We start from the raw sequence: 20,487 nt of genomic DNA, 5'->3' as shown, positions 1-20,487 counted from the left end.
ACATGGCTTCGATTGCAGCAAAATCTCTTCTGGCTCTTGCAGTCTCTGCAACCGTCCTCGTCCCATTTTCCGCATCTGCGGGTGACTGGCGTCACCGCAATCGCGATGCAGCGCTGATCGGTGGTGTGCTAGGCCTCGCAGCAGGCGTTGCAGTCGGCTCAGCCCTTTCGCAGCCGAGCTATTCCGACGAGCGCGTCTATGATGAGCCACCAGTTCGCCGCTACCCGGCCTACCAGCCAAGCTACAGCTACGACGATCAGGACTATCGCGATTACCGCCCGGCACCGCGCCCGGTCTATCGCGCCCAGCCAGTCTACGAAGCTCGCCCTGTCTATCAGCAGCGTGCCACCTACCGCACCATCGAGCCCTGGTCCGAAGCCTGGTATGATTACTGCTCGCAGCGTTATGGCAGCTTCAACCCACGCTCCGGCACCTACATGGGCTATGATGGCCAGACCCACTTCTGCGTCGCAGGCTGAGCTTGAAACAAATCGCTCGGATTATGTCAGCTTAGAAACATAGTCCGAGCGGTTGATATTGTGGCGTTGCAGCTTGTCGTAAAAGGTCTTGCGGGCAATACCGAGTGCGGCAATCGTCGCGCCCACATCTCCCTCACATTTCTCAAGCGTTTCCCGAATGATTTCCGCTTCCTGACGGTCAATTCGCTCTGCGAGCGTGCCCGACGGATTATTGCTTTCGGCAGCGGTGATCGATGATGACGGCGCTCCCTCAAGTCCGAGGACAACCCTTTCGGCGAAATGTCCAAGCTCGCGCACGTTGCCTGGCCATTCATGGTCGTTGAGATGGCGTGAAACGGCAGCGCTAATCTGTGGCACCGGCAGGCCGAAACGCCCCGACGCTTTGCTGACGAAGTGAGAAAATAGCATCGGAATATCCGCTCGCCGCTCGCGCAAAGGAGGGATGGAGAGCGTCACGACATTCAGTCGGTAATAGAGATCTTCACGAAAATCCTTGCGCTGCTCTGGATCGCCAAGGTCCACCTTTGCCGCTGCCACCACACGGATATCGACCGGGCGCTCCTCGTTCGAACCAACAGGAGACACCTCCCGCATCTCGAGAACACGCAGCATTTTCACCTGTACGGCAGGCGGCATGCTTTCGATCTCATCCAGAAACAGAGTACCGCCGCTCGAATGCTCGATGCGTCCGATGCGCTTTTTCTGTGCGCCGGTGAAGGCTCCTGCCTCATGCCCGAACAACTCGCTCTCAATCACCGTCTCTGGAAGCGCGCCGCAATTCAGAGCCACGAAATTACCCTTGGACCGGCGCTTGCTCCATCTATGCAATGCGGTCGCCACCACTTCCTTACCGCTGCCGGTTTCACCAGCCACCAACACGTCCACATCGGTATCGGCAATGTGGCGCAGGGTGTTGCGCAGCCGCTCCATTGCCGGGGTTTGACCAAGCAAGGGTAAATCGTCCTGCGCCTGCTCCGCGGCACGCCGCAGGGCACGATTTTCCATAATAAGTTGCCGTTTTTCCAGGGCGCGACGCGCGCTTTCCACCATTCGTTCCGCAGGGAAAGGTTTGGCGATAAAGTCATAGGCGCCATTCTGAAGCGCCGCGACCGCCATCGGCACGTCGCCGTGGCCGGTGATGAGGATGACAGGCAGATCGGTATCGATCCTGCGCACCCGCTCGAAAAACTGGAGACCGTCCATGCCAGGCATGCGCACATCGGTAATGACGATGCCTTCGAAATCGCTAGTAAGCGCCTCAAGCGCCAGCTCTGCCTTTGGGAACGGCGTCACGGTCATTCCCTCCAACTCCAGCGTTTGCCGCATGGCCTTGCGCAATTGGGTGTCGTCATCCACCAGAAAGATCGTTCCACTCATAGTCATGCCCGTTTCAAATAAACAGAAAAGCAGGTGCCGCTTTCACCTGTATCGACCTCGATGCGACCGCCATAATCGGACGCGATATCGCTGGAGATGACGAGACCAAGTCCCAACCCGCCCTCCTTTGAGGTATTGAACGGTGAGAAAAGCTGTTCATGGATATCCGGTGCGATGCCGGGTCCGTTGTCCTTGACAGTCAACATCACGTCTTCGCCAACCTCAATCACGCGAACCTCGACACGCCCATCTGGCTTTTCCTCCACTGCTTCCAGTGCGTTCTGCAACAGGTTGATGACAATCTGCTCGAGCCTGATGCGGCTTCCCAAAACCTTCCAACTTTCATCTGGAAGCTCGATATCCAGCATGTCCATGCGGCCCGCAAAGCGGCTGCGCAAAAGCACCACGCCACCTTCGATCACGAACCGGATACTGACAGGCTCCGCCGCCGTGCGCCCTTTACGCGCCAATATTTTGAGGTCGCTGGTGATAACACCGATACGCTCGGTGAGCGCGGCGATGCTCTCAAGGTTCTCATCCGCCTCACTCGTGCGTTTACGCTTAAGGAAGACACGAGCGTTGTCCGCAAAAGCGCGGATTGTCGCTACCGGCTGGTTGATCTCGTGTGCGACCCCTGCCGCCACCTGACCGAGAATCGACAGGCGGTTTGCCTGCACCAGTTCGTGCTGAACGCTTTGCAGTTCCTTGCCGGTCTGCTCGTGAAGCAGAATTTCAGCCTCGAGCCGGTCCCGTGCCATCGTGAGGTCGCGCGTACGCTCCTGCACGCGCCGTTCAAGCTCGGCGCGATCCCGTTCGGCCGCGGCCCGTACCTGGTCTGCCTTTTGCCGACGCCGAAGCCAAATGCCGGAGATCGCCAGTAATGGCATGAGGCCGGCCGCCGCGATGGTCCTGCTTTCTCGAATTGCCGAATTCATCGTCGCCGCCACCGGCTGGAGATAATGTAGCGACCACTCCGTCATCGAAACTGATAATTCCAGTCGTAGATACTCCCCACGCAGCGCTGCAGGAGCATCGACTTCCACGATCGCGACCTGCGTCCCGGGCGTGGCAAGCTCTTTTACCGGCATTGGATCAAGCGTTTCGTCCCCGAACTGAAGGCTTTCGGCAATCGTCTTGCGACGCGCATCATCAATCGGCGCAACCGTCTTGAACCGCCATTCGGGAATGCTGGTCATCAACACCACACCGTTCTTGTCAACGATGTAGACAGGTCGTCCACCAATATTCCAATCCGCTTCGAGGCGATTGAACTCGACCTTCGCAATCACCACACCCAAAGGGCTTCCATTCAGCCCGTCGATACGGCGAGAAATATAAAGCCCCGGTCTGCGACTGACATTGCCAAGCGCATAATGTTCGGCGCTGCCGGTTCCCAATGCGCGCCTGAAATAATCGCGGAAGGCGTAGTTCGAACCGACGAAGCTTTCGGGTGTGCGCCAGTTACTGGAAGCGACTGTCACGCCCGACATGTTTGTGACGTAGATGACTGACGCTTGCGTGCCTTCGATAAGGCCCTCCAGCTTTGCGTTGAGGCGCTCTACTGCGGGCGCACCACCTTCGAGAGCGTCTATGAGATCGCGGTCACGAGATAGAACGAGCGGTAAGACGCGAGGTCGTTCCAGCGCGACATTCAACAAAGCCGACTTCAGTTCAGCATCGGTCGACGCGTCGGCAAGCAAAGTCCGCATCGCCTGAATGCGCCCCAGCTTATCAGCGGCAAAGAAAGTCCCGGCGGCAATAATGATCCACGTGACGACAAATGCCATCCAGCGGAAACGGCTACTGTCAAGAAAACCTGCCATCGAACTCTCACGAAACTCCCGCGATTATTGTGCGGATTTCTACACAATTCGCAAGGTAAGGAGGGCGAAAATCCGCACAAACTCCAACCTTCGAAAACCTAATAATCTAATTAAACAAACGATTTCATTTACTTAATATTCTCTTCACAATCTGGCACAGCGCTTGCAAAAGCTGCCAACGAACGGTTTGAGGACCGCGAAAATGTTACGGCGAACCCGGGAGGCCATTCAGGGCAGGGTTTGGACCGAGGAGGAACTAACATGATTGACAGCACTGCCGTGGCCGAAAGCCATGCTAAACTGCCGTTCTACCGGCACCTCTATTTCCAGGTCATTGTGGCCATTGTCGCAGGTATTGCGCTCGGTCACTTCTACCCTGCACTCGGCGAACAATTGAAGCCGCTTGGTGACGGCTTCATCCGCCTCGTCAAGATGATCATCGCACCTGTAATCTTCCTGACTGTCGCGACCGGCATCGCCGGTATGAACGACATGAAGAAGGTTGGCCGCGTTGCCGGCAAGGCGATGATCTACTTTTTGACCTTCTCCACGTTGGCGCTGCTCGTGGGCATGATCGTCGCTAACGTCGTTCAGCCCGGCGCTGGCATGAACATCGACCCGGCCTCGCTGGACGGCAAGGCAGTCGCGACCTACGCCGCCAAGGCGCATGAGCAGTCCATCACGGGCTTCCTGATGAACATCATTCCGACGACCATTGTCGGTGCGTTCGCGGAAGGCGATATCCTTCAGGTCCTGTTCTTCTCCGTACTGTTCGGCATTTCGCTGGGCATAGTTGGTGAACGCGGCAAGCCAGTCGTCGATTTCATGCACGCGCTGATGTATCCGATCTTCAAGCTGGTCGCTATTCTGATGAAGGCCGCCCCTATCGGCGCTTTCGGTGCAATGGCGTTCACCATCGGTAAATATGGCATTTCGTCCGTCACCAATCTCGCAATGTTGATTGGCACATTTTACTTCACGTCGATCTTCTTCGTGCTCGTCATACTGGGCGCCGTCTGCCGCTATAACGGCTTCTCCATTCTGGCGCTGATCCGTTACATCAAGGAAGAACTGTTGCTGGTTCTCGGCACATCTTCTTCCGAAGCAGCGCTTCCGGGTCTGATGAGCAAGATGGAAAAGGCTGGATGCAAGCGCTCTGTCGTTGGTCTCGTCATTCCGACCGGTTATTCGTTCAATCTCGACGGTACCAACATCTACATGACGCTGGCAGCCCTCTTCATCGCGCAGGCAACCGGCATTCATTTGTCCTTCGGTGAACAGATCCTGCTGCTTCTCGTTGCAATGCTGAGTTCAAAGGGCGCCGCAGGCATCACCGGCGCTGGCTTCATCACGCTGGCAGCGACGCTCTCCGTCGTGCCGTCCGTGCCGGTTGCCGGTATGGCATTGATCCTCGGCATTGACCGCTTCATGTCCGAGTGCCGCGCGCTGACCAACTTCGTTGGCAACGCGGTCGCAACCATTGTCGTCGCCCGCTGGGAAGGCGAACTGGACCAGGAACAACTGGCAGCCGTGCTGAAGGGTGAGCAACCCGTAAGCATTGGCGAACCAGCGGCGACACCGATGCCGCAGCCAGCAGAATAAGTCCTCCCAAGGAAGACCTGATGAGCAAGGTCCGTGTCGTCCCCCGGCGCGGGCCTTGTCTCATCCGAAATCTTTTCATCATTGGGTCAACGGGATACAAATTCGAACAGCATTCATCCTTTCACGTTGAACTGGTGGTCCCACCATGAAAAATCTTCTCATTTCCTGGCAATTCTGGGCTTTGCTTTCTGCCGCTTTTGCCGCGCTGACCGCGATCTTCGCAAAAATCGGTGTGGAAAACGTCAACTCCGACTTCGCAACCTTCATCCGAACCATCGTTATTCTGTTGGCCGCCGGCTTCATGGTTTACATTACCGGACACTGGCAGCAGCCATCGTCCATTTCCGGTCGAACGTGGATTTTCCTTACGCTCTCGGGCCTCGCCACGGGCGCATCCTGGATATGCTATTTCCGTGCCCTGAAGATCGGCGATGCCGCACGCGTCGCTCCCATCGATAAGCTGAGCGTGGTGTTCGTAGCGGTTTTCGCCGTGCTGTTTCTCGGAGAAAAGCTGTCGCTTCCGAACTGGTTCGGTGTGATTCTCATCGCCTGCGGTGCGGTTCTGGTTGCCTATCGCGGGTGATCTAACTCCATTTGATACGCCAGGCTCACCCAAACGGAGAATATCAGGCGAACAGTTTCTGCCTAGAATGACACCTCCCAAGAAGCAGTAAATCGTATTGGGAGGGGACATGCGCATCGACGTCATCGACACGCGGGCGGGATACGACGCCTTGAAAGACCGTTGGGATCAAGTCTTCATGGCCGATCCGCACGCCCAGCATTTTCTCTCATGGGTTTGGCTAAGAGCCTATCTGTGGCGGCGCGGACGCTGGTTCATACTGGCGCTGCGGGAAAAGCCCGCAGGATCGCCCTACGTTGCCTTCTTCGCGCTACGCGTCGTAACGCAGCAGGATCAAAAGACTGGTCGATTTTACGATGAGATTATCATGGCCGGCAATTTTGCCGCCGACTATACGGGCTTTATCACGCTACCGGAGTATGAAGATCACGCCGTTGCCGGTTTCTGCACGTTTATAAAAGAACAGCGCTGGACTCATTTCAAGATGGATTACCTCTCCGGCCCACCAACACGCCGCGACGCCATGATCCAAGCACTGCAAGGGCCCCTGGTGATGTTTCGCGACAGCACGCCGCCAGCGCTCAACAACATCAACAACTGCGTCTGCCCGGTCGTAACGCTTCCGGAAACTTTCGATCAATATCTGGACACGTCAATGAGCAGCCAGACCCGGCAGAAGCTTCGCCGTTTCTTACGCAAGGTCGAAGGCGACGACGCATATCGCATTACATTTGCCACCCCCGACACGATTGATCGCGACCTCGACATTCTGTTCGATCTCTGGCGCATCAAATGGACGCCATACAAGGGCAAGGAAAAAACGGAAAAACTTATATTCGCCACCCGCGAAATGCTGATGGACAGCTTTATCGATGGGAATATGGACGTTCCGGTTCTGTGGCACGAAGACCGTCCGCTGGGCGCTCTCGCCAACATCCTGGACCGGCAGAAGAAGGCCGTACTCTTTTATATTACCGGACGCGACGAAACCTGGACCACACCGTCGCCCGGTCTCGTGCTGCATGGATATTGCATCCGCCGTGCCATTGAAATGGGCTTCACGCATTACGATTTTCTGCGCGGCAACGAGCCTTACAAATACATGTTCGGCCCTGTCGAGCGCCCCATTACTTGTACGCTTTTCAGAACGCGCAGCGGCGAGAACCTGGAGGGCAAACTACACCCGTGTAGCATTCGCTTCGTCTATGACGAGGCGCTGAAACTCTACAAACGCGGAGCGAAGGCGCAGTCCGAGATCGCGTTCCGGCAGGTGCTGGAAACAGCGCCGGAACATAGCGGCGCAGCCTTCGGACTTGCCAACCTCATGTTCGAGAAAGGCGCATTCAAGGAGGCTGAAGACGCATATGCCGCATTGAGCCGCACTGTCGAAGACCCGCTACCCATATTGCTTCGTCTTGGCGAAACCCGGCTGGCGCAGCAGAATTACAATGGTGCCGTTCGGGCATTTCAGGAGGTTTCTCACCGCGCACCGTTCCATCGTGAAGGACTTTACAAGTGTGGGATTGCCATGGTGGCGGCAGGCAGACGCGCGGAAGCTGCCGCCATTTTCGAGAAGCTTCAGGGCTACCACTCCGACGATGGGGTCAACATGGAATATGCGGAAAAGGCGAGAAATGCACTCGCGAGGCTCAGAGCCACGGCGTCCAGCAGCGAGACAGAACCTTCTGCCATGTTGCTTGCCAGCGAGGCGCAGCCGCACCGGCGATGGGTGCCACCCAAAGTTCTTCATTGATTTCATACCACTACCAGTAATGATGGTTTTATGAACTCACTCCGTCTGCTAAGACTTGATCCCGATTGCGAGTAGGGAGGTCTTATGCGCTCAGTCCTGAATGAACTCGAAAGCCGGCGCACCGAGGCCCGCCTTGGTGGCGGGCAAAAGCGTATCGATGCACAGCACGCCAAGGGTAAGCTTACGGCGCGGGAACGCATAGACGTTCTTCTGGATGAAGGCTCCTTCGAAGAATACGACATGTATGTCACCCACCGCGCGGTGGATTTCGGCATGGCGGGCCAGAAGATCGCAGGTGATGGCGTCGTGACCGGCTGGGGCACGATCAACGGACGACAGGTCTACGTTTTCAGCCAGGACTTCACCGTACTCGGCGGCTCACTCTCTGAAACCCATGCGCAGAAAATCTGCAAGATCATGGATATGGCGGTGCGCGTCGGTGCGCCAGTGATCGGTCTGAATGATTCAGGCGGCGCGCGCATTCAGGAAGGCGTTGCCTCGCTCGCTGGCTATGCCGAGGTATTTCGCCGCAATGCCGAGGTATCCGGCGTCATCCCGCAAATCTCTGTCATCATGGGACCATGCGCAGGCGGCGCGGTCTATTCCCCCGCCATGACCGACTTCATCTTCATGGTGCGCGATAGTTCCTATATGTTCGTGACCGGCCCGGACGTGGTAAAGACCGTCACAAACGAGATCGTCACGGCAGAGGAATTGGGCGGGGCTGTAACCCACACAAAAAAATCCTCAGTCGCTGACGGCGCTTTCGAAAACGACATAGAGGCGCTGGAGGCGGTGCGAGCGCTGTTCGATTTTCTGCCGCTCAATAACCGCAGCAAGCTTCCTACCCGCAAGTTTCATGACGATCCAGCGCGACTTGAGGCCCGGCTCGACACGCTGATCCCGGATAGCTCCAACAAGCCTTACGACATGAAGGAGCTGATACTGGCGCTTGCCGACGAGGGCGACTTCTTTGAGTTGCAGGAGGCTTTTGCCAGGAACATCATAACCGGTTTCCTTCGTATCGAAGGAGAAACGGTGGGCGTGGTTGCAAACCAGCCCATGGTGCTGGCGGGGTGCCTGGATATCGACAGTTCCAGAAAAGCCGCGCGCTTCGTGCGTTTCTGTGACGCTTTCAACATACCGATTTTGACGCTGGTGGATGTGCCAGGGTTTCTGCCGGGTGTGGCGCAGGAATATGGCGGTGTCATCAAGCATGGCGCAAAGCTGCTTTTTGCTTATTCCGAGGCAACGGTCCCTATGGTCACGCTCATTACCCGCAAAGCTTACGGCGGGGCCTATGACGTGATGGCCTCGAAACACATCGGCGCCGACGTGAACTATGCCTGGCCAACGGCGGAAATTGCGGTGATGGGAGCCAAGGGTGCATCTGAAATCCTCTATCGCTCAGAGCTTTCAGACCCGGACAAGATCGCGGAACGAACGCGGGAATATGAAGAGCGCTTCGCCAATCCTTTCGTCGCAGCCGAACGCGGTTTCATCGATGAAGTAATCATGCCGCATTCCTCCCGCCGCCGCATCGCCCGCGCGTTTGCTTCGCTTCGCAACAAGCAGGTGACGACGCATTGGAAAAAGCACGATACGATTCCGCTTTGAGGGTAAAAGCCATGTTCAAGAAAATCCTCATTGCCAACCGGGGTGAAATTGCCTGCCGCGTCATTCGCACGGCAAAGAAAATGGGTATCAAGACGGTTGCCGTCTATTCCGACGCCGATGCCAATGCGCTGCATGTGCGCGAAGCGGATGAAGCCGTTCACATCGGCCCTGCCCCCTCAAGCCAGTCCTATATCGTCATCGAGAAAATCCTTGACGCAATCCGTCAAACGGGTGCGGATGCAGTGCATCCCGGTTACGGCTTTCTTTCGGAAAATCCCGCCTTCGCCGCAGCGCTGGAAAAGGAAGGCGTGACTTTTATCGGCCCACCGGTAAACGCCATCGAAGCGATGGGTGACAAGATAACGTCGAAGAAGCTGGCGGCGCAGGCAGGCGTATCCACCGTTCCGGGACATATGGAATTGATCGAGACGGCAGATGAAGCGGTGCGCATCGCCTCATCCATCGGTTATCCGGTGATGATCAAGGCATCAGCGGGCGGCGGCGGCAAGGGTATGCGGATCGCGTGGAACGACACCGAGGCACGCGAAGGCTTCAAGTCCTCCCGCAACGAAGCCAAAGCTTCATTCGGTGACGACCGCATCTTTATAGAAAAATTCGTGGATCAGCCGCGCCATATTGAGATTCAGGTTCTGGGGGATCGTCACGGCACCATCCTCTATCTGGGTGAGCGCGAATGCTCCATCCAGCGCCGAAACCAGAAGGTGATAGAAGAAGCGCCCTCCCCCTTTCTGGATGAGGCGACACGCAAGGCGATGGGCGAGCAGGCCGTCGCGCTGGCTAGGGCAGTTGGGTATTTTTCCGCCGGAACGGTTGAGTTCATCGTCGATGGAGACCGCAACTTCTATTTCCTTGAAATGAATACGAGGCTTCAGGTCGAGCATCCGGTTACCGAATTCGTCACCGGCATCGATCTTGTAGAACAGATGATCCGTGTTGCCGCGGGTGAGAGCCTCACTTTCGGACAGGATGACATAATGCTCAACGGCTGGGCTATAGAGAGCCGCCTCTACGCCGAAGACCCATACCGTAATTTCCTGCCGTCTATCGGTCGCCTGACACGCTATCGCCCGCCAGCTGAGGGCCGACAAGCGGATGGGGCAATCGTCCGCAATGACACCGGCGTATACGAGGGCGGCGAAATCTCGATGTATTACGACCCAATGATCGCCAAACTCTGCACCTGGGGCAAGGATAGGGCCAAAGCAATAGGCGCGATGGGAGAAGCACTGGATCGCTTCGAGGTCGAGGGTATCGGCCACAACCTGCCCTTCCTCTCAGCCGTCATGCAGCATTCGCGGTTTCGAGACGGAAACCTGACGACGGGCTTCATTGCGGAAGAATTTCCAGATGGGTTTTCTGGCGTTACGCTGGACGAAGAGGCCGGAATGAAGCTTTCCGCTATCGCCGCGTTCGTGAACTTTCGTGCCCAGAACCGTGCAGCGGAAATTTCCGGAACGATAGGCAATCACCGTCGTATTGTCGGCAGGGATTGGGTCGTTTCCTTTGGAAAGACAGAGCAAAAAGTTACCGTTGAGCTGGAAAACGGTAATGGTGCGATACGCTTTGAAAGCGGAGAAACCGTGCCCGTCAAGACGAACTGGACGCCGGGCCAGACGCTGGGGCTCTTCACAATCGGCGACGAAACTCTGGCGATCAAGATCGATCTCTCACCATCAGCCATTCGCCTGAGATGGCGTGGAGCAGATGTGACGGCGCGGGTTCGCTCCCCCCGCATGGCCGAACTCGCTCGCCTGATGCCGGAGAAACAGGCGCCCGACACATCGAAAATGTTGCTCTGCCCCATGCCCGGCGTCATCACTTCCGTCTCGGTTTCCGAAGGTGATCAGGTGGAAGCCGGACAAGCACTGGCAACAGTCGAGGCGATGAAGATGGAGAATATTCTGCGCGCGGAGCGGAAAGGGACGGTGAGCAGAATTGCGGTCAGCCAAGGCCAGAGCCTTGCCGTCGATGAAGTCATTCTTGAGTTCGAGTAGCCGGTGTAACAAATTAAGCCGAAGGCCAATTGCGGGCCTTCGGCCAATCCATCAAGCAACCATCCACTTTGGCTGGGGTACGGCGTTCAGCAGCGAGCGCGTATAGTCGTGCTGCGGTTCGGAGAACAGCTTTTCCGTCTCATTCTCTTCTACCACCTTGCCGCGCTGCATGACCAGAATACGGTCTGCGAACTCCCGGACGATTGGCAGATCATGGGTGATGAAGATGTAGGAGAGCCCTAGTGAACGGCGAAGCTCAGCCAAAAGCGCTATCACCTGCATCTGGATCGAAACATCCAGTGCGGACACAGCCTCGTCGCAGACGATCAGTTCCGGTTCGCTCGCCAGTGCCCGCGCGATGGCAATACGCTGACGCTGACCGCCGGAAAACTGGTGCGGATGGCGCTCCGCATGCTCAGCCTTGAGCCCAACCATTTCGAGAAGCTCGACAACACGGTCATTCCACTTCGCTTTGGGCAATATATCCTTATGGATATCCCAGGGTTCGGAAACGATCTGGCGAACATTCATGCGCGGATTCATGGAGCCGAACGGGTCTTGAAACACCATTTGCACTCGGCGGCGAAACCCATTCAGCCCTTTGCCTTCGAGCTTGAAGATATCATCGCCCGCAAACAGCGCACGTCCCAAAGTCGGTTCGTTGAGCCTCAACAGCATTCTGGCAATACTGGACTTTCCAGAGCCCGACTCGCCCACGATACCGACGGTCTCCCCGCGGCGAACATCAAAACTGACATCATCGACAGCGCGGAATTCCTGTTTTGCGGCAAAAGGTCCAGACCCTAGTGAATAATGCTTGGAAAGGTTCTCCACCTTCAGCAAAATCTCGCTGGTAACCGGATCTCGCACCCGCTTTCCTTCAGCTCCAGCATGAGGTACGGCAGACATCAGTTTGCGTGTGTAGGCATGCGCCGGATTTGTAAACACCTCCTGCGCGTTGCCGCTCTCAACAACCTTGCCACCGTTCATGACGATGATCCGGTCTGCCATGGCCGCAGCCACTTCCAGATCGTGGGTGATCATGATCAGCGCCATGCCGGTTTCCCGCTGCAAGTCGCTGAGAAGCTCAAGGATTTGCGCCTGCACACTGACGTCGAGCGCCGTCGTCGGTTCATCCGCAATCAGGATATCGGGCTTCAAGGCAATCGCCATGGCGATCATAACGCGCTGGCGCTGTCCGCCAGAGAACTGATGCGGGTAATAGTCGACGCGGCTTGCAGCTTCGGGAATGCCCACGCGCTCCAAAAGCTTGATGACCTTGTCCTTGACCGGCCCATCGGTGGTATCGCCGTGACTTTCGAACACCTCGGCGATCTGCCGCCCGACTGTGTACACGGGGTTTAGATAGGCAAGCGGGTCCTGAAAGATCATCGCAATGCGCCGACCGTTCAGCTCGCGTCGGCGCTCGGCATCCAGCCCGAGAAGATCCGAGCCATCGAAGACGAGTGAACCGGAAACAATATCGCCTGGCGGGCAATCGATCAGGCTCATCACCGTGCCGGTGCTGACGCTTTTGCCGGAACCGCTTTCGCCCAGAATAACCAGCGTTTCACCGGGGCAAACGTTGAAGGAGACATTGTCCACCGCACGCACAGGATCGCCTTCGGACAGAAAGTCCACTGTCAGGTTATTGATCGACAGGATAGGAGTGTTCGACTGGGTCATCGAGCCGCCTTTCTGAGAGACTGCAAACGCCAGCGCTGCAACGGATCGGCAACCGTTCGCGCCCAGCTCGCAATGATATTAAGCGACAGGGTGGTGAGGAGGATCGCCAAGCCCGGCCAGAACGCGATCCACCATGCGGATGCGAGGTAGCCTCTGCCATTGGCGACCATTGCCCCCCACGTAAAGTCCGGGGGCTGGATGCCGAGACCAAGGAAGCTGAGCGCAGACTCCGCCAGAATGACCGTCGCGAAATCGATGGCTGCAATGGTAACGAGCGTCGGGACAACGAGCGGTGCGATGTGCTTGAACAGAATACGCCCCGTGCTCGCTCCCATGGAAAGAGCGGCGCTGACGAACATGCGTTCGCGCAGTTCCAGCACTTCTGCACGTGCAGTACGGATGAACACCGGCAGGCGCGTGATTGCGAGAACGATCACGAGATTCATGACGCTGGGACCAAGCGTGTAGAGCACGATCAGCGCCAGAAGCAGTGACGGAAAGCTCATGATAATGTCTGCAAAGCGCAGGATCGCATGGCTATACCAGCGCTCGGAATATCCCGCCACCAAACCCAGCGTTCCGCCGACGATCATGGACGTGCAGACGGCTGCCGCAGCGATGCCAAGCGTAGTCTGCGCGCCAACTATCAAACGAGCCAGAATGGGACGACCCAAGGTGTCGGCCCCGAGGAAATAGATAAACCCGTTGTCAAACGAGAATGGTGCCAGATTGCGCTGTCGAAGACCGAGCTTTCCCGCCAGATCTCCCACCAGCAACGGCCCGAGAAGCACACAGCCGATGAGGATAAGCAGGAAGATCGCCGCACAAAGCGCAAGCTTGTCGCGGGTGAGATAGATCAACAACTGTTTGACGTTGCCGGGAGATTTTACGGATGGCGATGTTACGACGGCCATTGTCATCTCCTCAATACCGGATACGCGGATCGAGCGCTACGTAGAGCAGGTCGATTGCGATGTTGACGATGAAAATGGCGATTGCCGTTACGAGGATGGTGGATTGCACCACGGCAAAGTCTCGCTGGATGATACTGTCGATCATCAGTTTACCGATGCCCGGCCAGCCAAAGATGGTTTCAACCACTACGGCACCGTTGATAAGACCCGTCATCAGATCGCCCGCGACCGTGATGACTGGCAGGAGTGAGTTGCGCAACGCATGACCGAAGATGATCTTGCGCCGCTTCATACCCTTGGCATGAGCGGTCTTGATATAGGGTGAGGCGAGCGCCGAAATCATCGTGCCACGTACCACCTGCACCAGCAATCCGAAAGGGCGTAGCATCAGGACGGTTATCGGCATGATCCAATGCAGCGCAGTCCCGGTTCCCGATGTTGGCAGCATTCCGAAGCCCACGGCAAAAACGAGAATGCCGACGATTGCAATCCAGAAATCCGGCGTACTTGCGCCTGCAAGCGAAACGACGCCTGCGATACGATCGAACAGACTGCCGGGACGGGCAGCAGCCAGCGCGCCGACGATGATCGCAAGCGTAATCGCAAGCGACATAGCGACGAACGCGAGCTTCAGCGTTGCCGGAAATGCCTCCAGTGCAACCTCGATTGCGGAGCGATTCTGGCGTAGCGACTGGCCGAAATCCAGCGACATGAGGCTTTGCAGATATTGGACAAACTGCACATAGATCGGCTGATCCAAACCATTCAGCCGCGCAAAATCCTGACGGGCTTCGAGGCTGGAGTCGAGAGGCAGATAGAGCGCCGACGGATCGCCCGTCATGCGCGTGAGAAAGAAGACGAGCGTCAGCAGGCCTAGCACCGAAATGATACTGTGATAGGCCCGCCGGCCGATATAGCCGAACATCATGCAGAACCTCTGGTCTTGAGTGGCAGGCAGGTGCCTGGACAAAGCCCCGGCACCTGCAGCTTCCTGAAATGAAACGTCAGTTCTTCAGGCTGATATTGGCGAGCGGAATCTCGCTATTTGTTGTGATGTCCGGCTTCCAGTCGAGACGCGGGCCGACACGGGTGTAGCCGATCATGTGGAACATCGGGATATCCAGAACTTTTTCGTTGCGAGCCTTACCGAAAATCGCCTTGAATTTCGCCGTGCGGTCTTCGCCAGTCGCTGCAAGAGCGTCTGCGATTTCCTTGTCGAGCGCAGGATCGTTCACTGTCGAATAGCTACCCGCGGAGGTGTAGAAAATCGGGATCGTGAAAGCGGCGTCGCCCTTATTGTTGTCATGCATCATCTGCAGCATGTTCGGACCACGGCCTTCCGGAAATGGCTTTTGCAGGTAACGGAGCCAGTCGTTCACATCGAGCATGGTCAGCTTTACGTTGAGACCTGCTTCCTGCCACATGGCAGTCATGGCCTCCATTGCCTCGGAGCCGTTCGGATAGATGCCGTTACGACCGATCATCTCGATTTCCGTATCGACCCGCACGCCCGCAGCCTTTGCTTCTTCAACGAGTACCTTCGCTTGCTCGGCATCGTAAGACCACGGCGCAAGTTGATCGTCGTGCCCGTTGATACCCGTGACCACCATCTGCGACGCACGCTTGATGTCATCCCCAAAGAGTTGGGCCAAACCATCCCAATCGATGGCAAGATTGAGCGCCTTGCGAACGCGAACATCATCCAGTGGCGCAAAGCCCGTATCGATACGGATAGCTGTAGTTTCCGAATTCAAATAGGCAAAATCGGTGTCCTGATTGGTAGCATCCTGGATGGCAATGGACGGCGTCAGATCGGCCTCGCCCGTTTCGACCATCGCTGCACGGATCGAGGATTCTGGACGCCAGACATAGGTGGCTTTGGTGAAGGCTGGCTTGTCGCCCCAATATCCGTCGAAAGCGTCCAGAACGACTGTCTGCTGGTTGAAGGTGTTCAACTTGAAAGGACCGGTACCGACAGGATCATTGACCGCCTTATCAGCAGGCGTTTTTGGAGAGACAACCATCACGACGCTCAAGAGTGTCGGTAAGATCGGCTGCGGGGTATCGGATTTGATCTCTACCGTGTGATCATCAACCACAGAAACGGTCAGCTTCGCGCTACCGAACTTGGCGATGTTGCTGCATGTGACCTTGCCGCCCGTCATGCGTTCGATGGAGTATTTCACAGCCTCGGCGTTCAACGCTTCACCATCCTGAAACTTCACGCCTTCACGGATTTTCAGCTGCCAGGTATTCGGATCTTTCTGTGTCCATTCGGTTGCAAGCACAGGCGTCGGCTGACCCGTTGCGGCATCGATGACGGTCAACGGCTCTACCACATTGCGGCTCAAAATCTGCCCGACATTGGTGATGATGGTTCCGCAAGGCTCAAGGTTTGCGGGTTGCTCTGGCAGGACGATCCGAATTTCGGATGTGTTCTGCGCAGCTACATGACTTGTCGATCCCAGCATAGCCAAAGCGCCCGCAATTAAAGATATCGATTTCATTGACACTCCTCCCAAGTGAATTTGCCGCTCTTGGTCTGGTGATTTGGAAATACTTCCAAATTCGACCAACCCAGATATTTCTCTGAAGACTGAGTACCCAATGCGAGGCACTCAAGACTAAATTCCAAACATGTTCGCTCCACAGCGGGATTAACCGCCGGACCGATACCGTCGTTGCTGTTCGAGATCTGGCTCGCTTTTGCGAAACATGAATTTGAGGAAGACCCGAAACACGGCTATCCGACCGCGATATCAAGTCCCCCTCCAAACTTATGGTGAAGAATTCATATGATGACTCGTATTACAAGTCAATTGTTGCGCCAAATTTTCCATGAACACGACAAACGCAGCGAGTTACCGCGTTCGGAAACTGTCTCGAATTGTCCGTAAAGGCGTTATTCACAAGTGAAGATGTGATGCCATTACACGGTCATCACAACAGATTTTAAAACTTATAATATGTTGCAGAATGAATAACTTGAGTTGCATTTTTCCGTCCGTGAAATTTTTCACGGACACAACAAGCGCAAGCACGGCGCGATTGCTGTCGCGCCGTGCTTCTGCGAGCATTTTTTAGATTATTGAACAACAACTGTGAGAGTCGTGCCTGTGTAAAGAGGTTTCACCTTCACGCTCCCCGCATCTATTCTGGAGAACTCACCAGTCAGGGAACTGCCTGATACAATATCAAACCGACTGCCCTCGACAGGTGCTGTCTCAAAAACAAGCCTTAGGACACCGCCTTCCAACGTCACATCCTTGCCCACCTGAACCCCGCCGACTTCAGGTCTTATCGCAAGCTCACCGCCAGATTGGCGAAAACTACCATTGAGTAACAAGCCGCCAGAGGCCTCAATATCCAGCACGCCTCCGGAGACCAGCACATCGCCTGTCCCCAGCGCTTTCGAGCTGGCAGCCTTCAAGTTGCCTTGCGTTAGGAGTGTGCCGCCGCTGTAGCTATTGCTACCGCTCAAAGTGAGCGCGCCCGTTCCGGATTTCGCCAGCCGGCCGGCCCCGGAAATATCGTTCGTCCAGCGATCAGCCACACTAAACCCGCCAGCCGAAGCATCCATCGTCACCGCGACATCGCCGTCGAACGAAGCATATCCCGCAGCGGCTGCCACAAGGTTGATCCGCCCCCAGCCATTGCTGTCATCGAGAAGTGGGTAACCGGACTGGATGCCCGTGGAAAACAGTACAGCGCGTCGCTGTGCTGCATCGAGGTAAGGCAGCCTGGTTTCGAGCAGAACCTCGGCGCCGACCGGTACGACCATCGGCGCATCGCTGATGGATTTACGGGCAAATGAATAAGTCATTCGCTTTCGGTAATTTGCTTTGTTGGCAGCGTCATCCGCGAAACGATCAACGTCCTTGTCCTCGCCATGCGCAAATTCCTGCAGTGTCTGCCCCTGCGGCAATCGCTTTGTGAAGTAGTCCTGAAGCTCGACATAGGCTGCCTTTTTAGCATCCTGGTTCTTGCGGTCGCTCAGGATCGACGCTGCCATGGCAGTTGCGCTGATACGACCACCGATGACGTCAAGCGGGGAATGCATACCGGCAACGATGCGGCTCTCACCAAGCTCTGACGCACTCGTCAGCAGTTCAGAAAAGCGTTCCGGAACCGCATAGGCGTAGGCGATGGCGGCCAGATAGGCCGCATTGGTGTGGCCGCTGGGAAATCCGCCATCCTTTTGTCGGCCACGCGTTTCACGGACGTATTTCAGAGCCGGAACGATGACGCCGGGATTAGATTCATAGGTTTCGAAAGTCTTGTCTGCGATGGTTTCCTTGCCGGTTTCGATAACCTCGCCCTGATCGTTTATGCGCCAGGGTCGGGGCGAGGAATAAAAATACTTCGAGGGTGATGTCGTACCTTCGGGTCCGCGCATGATCTTCATGAAAGCCACGAAATTCTTGAGTTCCGAATCCGGTGACCCCGCTTCGGTTCCCTTGTCGTCCTCCTTTCGCTCGATGACTGCGTTTGGATCGAAATCCGCAAGGGTGTGGTTAATCGTTGTCGTTGCACCAGCACCTTGCCGATACCACGGCGCAAGCGGTCCCATCCCGTCAATAACGCTGTATCCCTGCGAACGGCGATCATTCAGGTAGGCTTGAAAAGCAGCCTCCTTCGTGCGGTTAGGCCCCGTTACTGACAGAACATAACGCATGTTTTCACGCCATATCTGCGGGTCAACGATCTTTACGTGATCAAAATTCGTCGGCCCATCGCCATTGGCGCCCCCATTGGCCCATACCTCGTCACCAACTGTCCAGATGCGATTGAAGCCGGACAGGATTTGAATGACAGGATTATCCCGAGCGTCATAGGCGCGGACATTTTCTCCCTTGGCATTCTTGCCCGTCTGGTTCCGGTAGTTCTCTACAACAGGAAGCGGGAAACGAACTTTGGGCGCAGGCACATCGACGGAATAACCGACACCATGAGGCGCATATGGTTCGGATGCATGAAGTTGAGGAATCGCAATCGAAAGCGCAGCGGAGCCGAGCAAGACGACCCTGATGAACAAACGAGAGGAAGCGTTGAAATGGGTCATGATAAATTCCCGTCATTTTAAAGCGCATGCGCGCATGGCGGGAGACAGTTGCGCCGCCCCCTGCTCACAGTGCGGATCTACACTTTTTATGTTTTGTTTTTTGAAGGACAAAATCGAGGGAGGGTTGGCCACTCCCGATACCAGAAGCATGACCAACCCCATAGCGAAGCGAGAACTACTTCTTCACAGCCACAGCTTCATTGATCTTGGCAACATCGTCCGCCAGAACCTTATAGGTCTGCTCCAGGGTCAATTCTCCAACGATCAACTGGCTCATGCGCTGGACGATTTGCTGGTACATTGCCGTACCGCCCTTCGAGTGCTCGAACTCTCTCGCAGCTTCGGGCACATTTTTCCTGTTGTCGAGAAAGACCTGCATTGCAGCCTTGGCGTTTTCGCTCTTCAGCTTGTATTGCGGGTTCTGGATTTCGGCGCCCGTCAAAACGACGTAGGTTTCAGCGATTTCGCGCTGAACTTTTTCCGATCCTAGAAACTCGATGAAGTGCGCCACATCCTCTGGATGCTTCGTGCGCTTGAAGCCCACCACAGCTGTACCGCCCGGCATCGCGTAACAACCTGCGTCGCCGCATGGCGCATTGATCGCGGTCCAGTCAAAAGCGTCGCCGATCTTGTTCTGGAAGGGATTAACCATCCAATTGCCGGCAAGATAGGTGACGACGTTTCCGTTGACGAACTCATCGCCCATGTTCTTGTATTGCGAACCACCAGCTGCGCCCCACATTTCTTTGGGGAAGCTACCGTTCTGCGTCCACGCATAAACATCTGCGATGTACTTCTGGGCCGCATCGTCAGGGAAGTTGAACTTTCCATCTTTTACATAGGTCGAACCATAGGAAAACGCACCACCGGAAAACCTGTGGCCGGAACGGTCCATTGTGAAGGGAATTTGAACGCCGGTCGCTTTCGCAACCCTGGCTGAAGCCTCGACGATCTCACCGAATTTTGCCGTCGGGCCAGGCAAAGGTTCACCCGCCTGTTCGAACAGCGTTTTATTGACGAAAGGCAGGTTCAGCGTCTGCGAAGCCATATAGCCGTTTATAGAGTTCGGATCATTGACGCCGGGCAAGCGAAGCTGTCCGAGGCTCGTTCCGTGAAGCTTGGCAAAAGCATCCGGGTCTTTCATCAGCGGCCGCATATCAAGAAAATAGGGCGCGAGCTGCCAGTCCGTTATCTTGGCGACGTCTGGACCTTCGCCTACAGCAAGTTGAACGGGCAATTGCTTGGAAACGGCGTCGTAACCCGACGAGACAAAATTGATTTTAACCCCGGGATTGGCTGCCTCGAATTCCTTGCTGAGTTCAGCCATTCGCTGAACATATCCCTGATCATCATCCGTGAAAAGAAAAGTAATGGTCCGTGTTTCAGCATGAGCGATGGTCAGACCGGCCACGGAAGCGAACATCAGGGCGCCAACGCCCGAAAACAATTTCAGCATAATGTCCTCCAAATGAAATTATTTTCATAAACCGGATTGAAGCTCCTCGTCTTAATCCGACTTTCATTGTTTTGCGACTTGACACAGCAAAGGTCAAGCTGTTTGTTCGCGGCAGAGATC

Annotated in this window: 14 protein-coding genes; 6 read left to right on the top strand and 8 right to left on the bottom strand. The window is 55.9% G+C overall.

Going from position 1 to position 20,487, the window contains the following annotated elements; all coding sequences use genetic code 11:
• Nucleotides 1-2: 2 nt before the first annotated feature.
• On the top strand, nucleotides 3-479 hold the full coding sequence (locus tag G6L28_RS17880; RefSeq protein ID WP_174065169.1) for a BA14K family protein: 477 nt from the start codon (nucleotides 3-5) through the stop codon (nucleotides 477-479).
• 21 nt (nucleotides 480-500) lie between these two features.
• Here G6L28_RS17880 and G6L28_RS17875 read toward each other — a convergent pair whose 3' ends face one another.
• Both G6L28_RS17875 and G6L28_RS17870 read right to left on the bottom strand, forming a co-directional pair.
• Nucleotides 501-1,862: a sigma-54-dependent transcriptional regulator gene (locus G6L28_RS17875; RefSeq protein ID WP_174065168.1), complete on the bottom strand. Its 1,362-nt coding sequence runs from the start codon at nucleotides 1,860-1,862 to the stop codon at nucleotides 501-503.
• Nucleotides 1,859-3,679, bottom strand: coding sequence for a sensor histidine kinase (locus G6L28_RS17870; protein ID WP_174065167.1), 1,821 nt, complete (start codon nucleotides 3,677-3,679; stop codon nucleotides 1,859-1,861). The genes G6L28_RS17875 and G6L28_RS17870 overlap by 4 nt, the downstream gene beginning before the upstream one ends.
• A 261-nt stretch (nucleotides 3,680-3,940) precedes the next feature.
• Between G6L28_RS17870 and G6L28_RS17865 the strand changes: the two genes are divergently transcribed.
• The 5 genes from G6L28_RS17865 (at nucleotide 3,941) to G6L28_RS17845 (ending at nucleotide 11,249) form a co-directional block, all read left to right on the top strand.
• A complete protein-coding gene (locus tag G6L28_RS17865) occupies nucleotides 3,941-5,281 on the top strand; it encodes a dicarboxylate/amino acid:cation symporter (RefSeq protein WP_174065166.1) in 1,341 nt (446 codons plus the stop codon).
• 145 nt (nucleotides 5,282-5,426) lie between these two features.
• A complete protein-coding gene (locus G6L28_RS17860; protein WP_174065165.1) occupies nucleotides 5,427-5,864 on the top strand; it encodes an EamA family transporter in 438 nt (145 codons plus the stop codon).
• A 109-nt stretch (nucleotides 5,865-5,973) separates the two neighbouring features.
• The gene (locus tag G6L28_RS17855) at nucleotides 5,974-7,617 is read left to right on the top strand and encodes a GNAT family N-acetyltransferase (protein WP_174065164.1); all 1,644 of its coding nucleotides are present in this window, start codon (nucleotides 5,974-5,976) and stop codon (nucleotides 7,615-7,617) included.
• Between the two features lie 84 nt (nucleotides 7,618-7,701).
• Nucleotides 7,702-9,234, top strand: a complete 1,533-nt coding sequence (locus tag G6L28_RS17850) for an acyl-CoA carboxylase subunit beta (RefSeq protein WP_174065163.1) — start codon at nucleotides 7,702-7,704, stop codon at nucleotides 9,232-9,234.
• An 11-nt stretch (nucleotides 9,235-9,245) separates the two neighbouring features.
• Nucleotides 9,246-11,249, top strand: a complete 2,004-nt coding sequence (locus tag G6L28_RS17845; protein ID WP_174065162.1) for an acetyl-CoA carboxylase biotin carboxylase subunit — start codon at nucleotides 9,246-9,248, stop codon at nucleotides 11,247-11,249.
• Nucleotides 11,250-11,300: 51 nt separating this feature from the next.
• Here the strand turns inward: G6L28_RS17845 and G6L28_RS17840 are convergent, their stop codons facing one another.
• The 6 genes from G6L28_RS17840 to G6L28_RS17815 form a co-directional block, all read right to left on the bottom strand.
• Nucleotides 11,301-12,935 carry an ABC transporter ATP-binding protein gene (locus G6L28_RS17840; protein WP_174065161.1) on the bottom strand — a complete coding sequence of 545 codons (1,635 nt, stop codon included), beginning with the start codon at nucleotides 12,933-12,935 and terminating at the stop codon, nucleotides 11,301-11,303.
• Entirely contained in the window at nucleotides 12,932-13,855 is a 924-nt protein-coding gene (locus G6L28_RS17835; protein ID WP_425292685.1) for an ABC transporter permease, read from the bottom strand. Before G6L28_RS17835 ends, G6L28_RS17840 begins: the two co-directional genes overlap by 4 nt.
• 4 nt (nucleotides 13,856-13,859) lie before the next feature.
• Nucleotides 13,860-14,774 (bottom strand): ABC transporter permease, encoded by a 915-nt coding sequence (locus G6L28_RS17830; RefSeq protein WP_174065195.1) that lies wholly within the window; start codon nucleotides 14,772-14,774, stop codon nucleotides 13,860-13,862.
• A 79-nt stretch (nucleotides 14,775-14,853) separates the two neighbouring features.
• Nucleotides 14,854-16,356 (bottom strand): ABC transporter substrate-binding protein, encoded by a 1,503-nt coding sequence (locus G6L28_RS17825; protein ID WP_202033700.1) that lies wholly within the window; start codon nucleotides 16,354-16,356, stop codon nucleotides 14,854-14,856.
• A gap of 578 nt (nucleotides 16,357-16,934) precedes the next feature.
• Nucleotides 16,935-18,911, bottom strand: coding sequence for an acid phosphatase (locus tag G6L28_RS17820; protein ID WP_174065158.1), 1,977 nt, complete (start codon nucleotides 18,909-18,911; stop codon nucleotides 16,935-16,937).
• 175 nt (nucleotides 18,912-19,086) lie between these two features.
• Nucleotides 19,087-20,367, bottom strand: a complete 1,281-nt coding sequence (locus tag G6L28_RS17815; RefSeq protein ID WP_174065157.1) for an ABC transporter substrate-binding protein — start codon at nucleotides 20,365-20,367, stop codon at nucleotides 19,087-19,089.
• Between the last annotated feature and the right edge of the window lie 120 nt (nucleotides 20,368-20,487).

The sequence above is a fragment of the Agrobacterium larrymoorei genome (genome assembly GCF_013322225.1).
Lineage (GTDB): Bacteria > Pseudomonadota > Alphaproteobacteria > Rhizobiales > Rhizobiaceae > Agrobacterium > Agrobacterium larrymoorei_A.
The sequence above is the reverse complement of the archived record's forward strand: the minus strand, read 5'-3'. Positions and strand labels throughout refer to the sequence as shown.

What these genes read in the sequence shown, in the direction of transcription:
- G6L28_RS17855 (WP_174065164.1), top strand. Translation starts at nt 5,974, where the DNA reads ATGCGCATCGACGTCATCGACACGCGGGCGGGATACGACGCCTTGAAA.
- G6L28_RS17835 (WP_425292685.1), bottom strand. Translation starts at nt 13,855, where the DNA reads ATGACAATGGCCGTCGTAACATCGCCATCCGTAAAATCTCCCGGCAAC.
- G6L28_RS17860 (WP_174065165.1), top strand. Translation starts at nt 5,427, where the DNA reads ATGAAAAATCTTCTCATTTCCTGGCAATTCTGGGCTTTGCTTTCTGCC.
- G6L28_RS17845 (WP_174065162.1), top strand. Translation starts at nt 9,246, where the DNA reads ATGTTCAAGAAAATCCTCATTGCCAACCGGGGTGAAATTGCCTGCCGC.
- G6L28_RS17825 (WP_202033700.1), bottom strand. Translation starts at nt 16,356, where the DNA reads ATGAAATCGATATCTTTAATTGCGGGCGCTTTGGCTATGCTGGGATCG.
- G6L28_RS17850 (WP_174065163.1), top strand. Translation starts at nt 7,702, where the DNA reads ATGCGCTCAGTCCTGAATGAACTCGAAAGCCGGCGCACCGAGGCCCGC.
- G6L28_RS17830 (WP_174065195.1), bottom strand. Translation starts at nt 14,774, where the DNA reads ATGTTCGGCTATATCGGCCGGCGGGCCTATCACAGTATCATTTCGGTG.
- G6L28_RS17880 (WP_174065169.1), top strand. Translation starts at nt 3, where the DNA reads ATGGCTTCGATTGCAGCAAAATCTCTTCTGGCTCTTGCAGTCTCTGCA.
- G6L28_RS17870 (WP_174065167.1), bottom strand. Translation starts at nt 3,679, where the DNA reads ATGGCAGGTTTTCTTGACAGTAGCCGTTTCCGCTGGATGGCATTTGTC.
- G6L28_RS17865 (WP_174065166.1), top strand. Translation starts at nt 3,941, where the DNA reads ATGATTGACAGCACTGCCGTGGCCGAAAGCCATGCTAAACTGCCGTTC.
- G6L28_RS17815 (WP_174065157.1), bottom strand. Translation starts at nt 20,367, where the DNA reads ATGCTGAAATTGTTTTCGGGCGTTGGCGCCCTGATGTTCGCTTCCGTG.
- G6L28_RS17840 (WP_174065161.1), bottom strand. Translation starts at nt 12,935, where the DNA reads ATGACCCAGTCGAACACTCCTATCCTGTCGATCAATAACCTGACAGTG.
- G6L28_RS17875 (WP_174065168.1), bottom strand. Translation starts at nt 1,862, where the DNA reads ATGACTATGAGTGGAACGATCTTTCTGGTGGATGACGACACCCAATTG.
- G6L28_RS17820 (WP_174065158.1), bottom strand. Translation starts at nt 18,911, where the DNA reads ATGACCCATTTCAACGCTTCCTCTCGTTTGTTCATCAGGGTCGTCTTG.